The organism is Streptomyces sp. NPDC054840, assembly GCF_053611065.1.
On record NZ_JBSGZP010000585.1, the window covers coordinates 1 to 4,746 of the forward strand.

The window sequence follows — 4,746 nt, forward strand, 5'->3', positions numbered from 1 at the left end:
GTGCCCGGCAGGCCGTGCGCGGTGAGCCAGCCCAGAACGGCGAAGGCGTACGCCTCCTTCGCCCCCGCCGGCAGCCCGAGTTCATCCGAGGACCGCACCACTCACCCGCCGGCCCCGCCGACCCCGCCGACTCCGCCGACTCCGCCTCCGCCCAGTTCCTCCCGCAGCCAGGCCATCAGCACCGGGTTGCGGGTTCCGCCTCCCGACACGATCACTTCGGTCGCTCCGAAGGGCCGGATCGCGTCGGCGACGGTCCGGGCCGTGAGCCGGGTCAGCGTGGCGACGACGTCCTCGGCGGGCAGCGGCCCGCACCGGTCCAGCGCCGAGCGCAGATAGGGCAGGTGGAAGAGTTCCTTGCCCGTCGTCTTCGGCGCGGGACGGGCGTAGTACGGGTCGGCCAGCAGCCTTCGCAGCAGCGGCGGGTGGACCGTGCCCCGCGCGGCGAGGGCTCCGTCCGCGTCCATCGCGTACGCCTCGCCCGAGGCGTCGCGCCCCGCCAGGGCACCCACCGCCGCGTCGATCAGCGCGTTGGCGGGGCCGGTGTCGAAGGCCAGGGGTTCGCCCCCGGTTCCCGCCACCCCGCCCGGCACGACCGTGACGTTCCCGATCCCGCCCAGGTTGAGTGCGACCGGTACCCCGGGCCGTCCCCGCAGCCACATCACGTCGACGATGCTGACCAGCGGCGCGCCCTGCCCGCCGGCCGCCACATCGCGGGTACGGAAGCCGGAGACGACGGGCCGACCGGTCGCCTCGGCGATCCAGGCCGCCTCGCCGATCTGGAGGGTGCCGTGGACCCGGCCGTCCTCGGCCCAGTGGAAGACGGTCTGCCCGTGCGACGCCACCAGGTCGGCCCGTCCGCCGCACAGCTCCTCGTCCGCCCGTACCGCCGCCGCGGCGAAGGCCCGTCCGATGCGGGTGTCGAGCCGGCACACCGTGGCCAGGTCCGTCCCGGCGGGCGGCAGGGCCCTCGCCAGGTCCGCCCGCAGCTCGTCGTCGTACGCCGTGCTGATCATCCCCAGGGGCGTGAGCACCAGTGTGTCGCCGTCCGGGGTGAGGTCGGCGGCCGCCGCGTCGATCGCGTCGTACGACGTGCCGGACATCAGCCCGACCACGCGCAGGGCGCTCACCGCAGCACCCGCTCGTGGTCGTCGCCGCGCAGCGTGAGCAGCGCGACGGCACTCACCGCGCAGGTCGCCGCGGCGTAGTACCCGGGGACATCGACGTTCCCGGTCCGCTCGACCACCTCCGTGATGATCAGTCCCGCACAGCCCGAGAACACGGAGTTGGACAGCGCGTACGCCAGCCCGAGGCCCGTGCAGCGCACCCTGGCCGGGAACATCTCGGCCAGCATCGCGGGGCCCGGACCCGCCATCAGACCGACGCCGGCCCCGGCGGCGAACAGCGCCGCACCCTTCGCGTACGCCGGCCCTTCGGGATCCTGCACCAGGTGCAGCAGCGGGAGCGCGAGCACGGCCACCAGCAGGGCGCCCGCCACCAGCACGGTCCGCCGCCCGATGCGGTCGCTCAGCCGGCCGGCGGGCAGGATCGACGCGGCGAACCCGAGGTTCGCCAGGACGGTGCCGAGCAGTGCCCGCTGGAAGGTGGTGCCCAGCGTGGTCTGCAGGTAGGAGGGCAGGACCACCAGGAAGGTGTAGCCGGCCGCCGACCAGCCCATCACCCGCCCGACGCCCAGCACCACGGCCCGGGCCGTCTCCCCGGGACGCGGCCGGAGCCCGAGGACGGGCGGCTCGTCCCGCACGCGGGCGGGCAGCTCGTCCGGGGGCAGCCGCAGCCGCAGTCGCAGGGCGAAGAGCCCCAGCGGCAAGGTCAGCAGGAACGGCACCCGCCAGCCCCACCCCTGCAGCTGCGAGGCGGTCAGGACGCTCGCCAGGACCACCGCGACGGCGGCGCCCGCGAGCAGGCCGAGCGCGACCGTGAACGACTGCCAGGCCCCGTACAGGCCCCGGCGGCCCGGCGGTGCGCATTCCGTCATGACCGAGACCGCCCCGCCGAACTCCCCGCCCGCGGACAGCCCTTGCAGGATCCGCAGCAGTGTCAGGAGCCACGGCGCGGCCGCGCCGATCGACGCGTACGTCGGCAGCAGGCCGATCATCGCCGTGGCACCGGTCATCAGACAGACGACCAGGACGAGCGCGGGCCGCCGGCCCACCCGGTCGGCGAACCGCCCGAACACCGCGGCCCCGACCGGCCGGAAGAAGAACGCCAGGGCGAACGACGCGTACGCCTTGACGAGCCCCTCCACCTCGCTGCCGCCCTGCGGAGTGAAGAACTGTGCCGCGATGACGGTGGCGAAGTAGCCGTAGATCCCGAACTCGTACCACTCGATGAAGTTGCCGACGGAGCCCGCCACCAGCGCCCGGCGAGCGCCGTCCGGCCGGACCGTCGCAGGAGGCCGCACCGGACCGGGGACGGGGGTGGTCATGGATCAAGCGTGCTGACCGCGGAGCGGCTCCACAAGTGCCGTCCGCCATCTGCCGTACACCGGGTGCGGTGGAGCGGAGCTCACCGGGCGGTCATCGGCTCATCCGGTTTCCGCGCCCTTACCCGGCCGCTCCGCGCGTTCGCCCTGCGGCTCGTCCCGCAACCACAGCGGGTGCTCCCGCTCCGCCCAGGGGCGCTCGACGGACCCGGTCCGCATTCCCCTCCGCGCCTCCGGGTCGGCGAAGGCCATCCTGATGTGCCCGGCCAGTACCACCCCTATGGCCAGGGCCAGCCAGTCGTGGACGAAGGTGGCACTGGTGCGCCACACCAGGGGTGTCAGACGCGTGAACCACATCAGCAGACCGGTCGCCAGCATCACCAGGACAGCACCCGCGGTCCACGACGCGTAGATCTTCTGGCCGGCGTTGAACTTCCCCGCGGGCGGGGAACCGCGTCGGCGGTCGCGTCGCCGCACCGCGCGCAGCCACCTCCTGTCGTGCGGCCCGAAGCGGTTCAGCCTGCGCAGATCGGCCCGGAAGGCGGGTGAAGCGAGACCGATCAGGAACGGCGCGGGCAGCAGGATCCCGGCCCATTCGTGGAGCGTCACCACGAGATCCCTGCGGCCGACCAGTTCGGCGAGCTGCGGTACGTACAGCGCGGCCGCGGTCGCCACGCACAGCAGCGTCAGTGCGGCGGTCACGCGGTGGACCCAGCGCTCGGCACTGGTGAACCTGGCGACCCGTCGGGCCGGTTCAGACGGTGGGGGTGTCACTGCGCCCGTTGGACCCGCCGACCCAGGCGTCGACGTCATAGCCCCGCTCCTCCCAGTAGCCGGGGCGCACCTCGGAGGTGACGGTGATCCCGGAGAGCCATTTCGCCGACTTGTAGAAGTACATCGGCGCGACGTAGAGCCGGACCGGACCGCCGTGCGAGTGGCTGACCGGCTCGTCCTGCATCTGCAGACAGACCAGCACGTCGTCGCGCCGGGCCTGCGAGAGCGTGAGGCTCTCGCTGTACGCGCCGTCGAAGCAGGTGAAGCGGATCGCCTTGGCATCGGGACCGACACCGGCGGCGTCCAGCAACAGCGACAGCCTGACGCCGGCGAAGGGGGTCGCGGGGACCCGCCAGCCGGTGACGCACTGCACGTCCCTGACGACTCTGGTCTGCGGCAGCGCGCGCAGGGCGCCGAGGGTGTACGTCGCGGGGCGCTCGACCAGGCCGTCCACTGTGAGCCGGTAGGTCTGCTCGCTCTTCCGCGGTACGGAGGTGGCGACGGAGTAGTAGCGGAAGCCGCCGCCGTTGGGAAGCAGCCCGGTGAGCCCGGTCGGGTCCTTGTCGGAGGCGGCCCCGAGGAAGGCTTCGATCCCGCGCTGTACATACGGTGCGGCAACGAGGCCCCCGGCGCCGAGCCCGAGCATGCCGAGCACCAGACGGCGGCCGACGGGGGTTCCCTCGAAGTCGGGGTGGTCTGTCGTCACTCCTTGATTCCAGCACCCCAGGGTGTGCGGCACCAGAAGGAGCGGCGCGACGTCAGACTTCCGTCACAGTTCCCCCCTTCACGCGGGCCTGCTGCCGCGGGGGCGCGGCCGGTTGCTCAGGCGTTCTCGGCGGCGAACATCCAATGGTGCTTTTCGAGGTCGCCGGTCAGGGCGATCAGGAGGTCCTGGGTGACCGGGTCGGGGTCGTCCATGGAGCGGATGCGGTCGCGCATGCGGGTGATCACCGTGCTCAGGGCGTCGACGAGGATGCGGACGGCGTCCACGTCCTTGATCCAGCCCTCCGGTACGCCGGTGATCGCGGTGGCGGACGCCACCGTCGCGGCCCGGCCGTCCGGGGTGATCCCGAGGGCGGAGGCGCGCTCGGCGATCAAGTCCGAGTGGGTACGCGCCGTGGTGACGACCTCGTCCAGCTGGAGGTGGACGGACCGGAAGCGGGGTCCCACCACGTTCCAGTGCACCTGCTTGGATACGAGCGAGAGGTCCACCAGGTCCACCAGAGCACCCTGCAGCGCTTCACCGACGACCTTCAGGTCCGCTTCCGGGAGGGCGTTCTTGACGACGGACACAGCGTCTCCATTCACTTCGGGACAGGTATCGATGAAACTTCGCCTGCCCGCTACGACCGGCACAAAACGGTCCCACGTTCGGGGCTGGCCGCTGGTCCGATCGTCACCCGCGCGCCGGTTCCGCATCCCGCCGGGCGAACTCGACCGCCGCCGCCGCCGAGCTCGACGGCCGGGTCAGGTCAGGTCAGGTCAGGTCAGCTAGCCCGAGCAACAGTTCGACGAGTTGTTCGGGGCTACGG

The 4,746-nt window shown here is 72.6% G+C and carries 4 protein-coding genes and 1 pseudogene; all 5 read right to left on the reverse strand.

Going from position 1 to position 4,746, the window contains the following annotated elements; genetic code table 11:
• Positions 1 to 1,118 (reverse strand): annotated as a pseudogene (locus tag ACWGIU_RS30115) (anhydro-N-acetylmuramic acid kinase); the annotation flags it as partial.
• A 5-nt stretch (positions 1,119 to 1,123) separates the two neighbouring features.
• Positions 1,124 to 2,443 (reverse strand): MFS transporter, encoded by a 1,320-nt coding sequence (locus ACWGIU_RS30120; protein ID WP_453711066.1) that lies wholly within the window; start codon positions 2,441 to 2,443, stop codon positions 1,124 to 1,126.
• Between the two features lie 99 nt (positions 2,444 to 2,542).
• Positions 2,543 to 3,253 (reverse strand): cytochrome b/b6 domain-containing protein, encoded by a 711-nt coding sequence (locus ACWGIU_RS30125; protein ID WP_453711068.1) that lies wholly within the window; start codon positions 3,251 to 3,253, stop codon positions 2,543 to 2,545.
• The gene (locus ACWGIU_RS30130) at positions 3,195 to 3,860 is read right to left on the reverse strand and encodes a molybdopterin-dependent oxidoreductase (RefSeq protein ID WP_453711072.1); all 666 of its coding nucleotides are present in this window, start codon (positions 3,858 to 3,860) and stop codon (positions 3,195 to 3,197) included. Before ACWGIU_RS30130 ends, ACWGIU_RS30125 begins: the two co-directional genes overlap by 59 nt.
• A 176-nt stretch (positions 3,861 to 4,036) precedes the next feature.
• Positions 4,037 to 4,507, reverse strand: coding sequence for a Dps family protein (locus ACWGIU_RS30135; protein WP_453711070.1), 471 nt, complete (start codon positions 4,505 to 4,507; stop codon positions 4,037 to 4,039).
• Between the last annotated feature and the right edge of the window lie 239 nt (positions 4,508 to 4,746).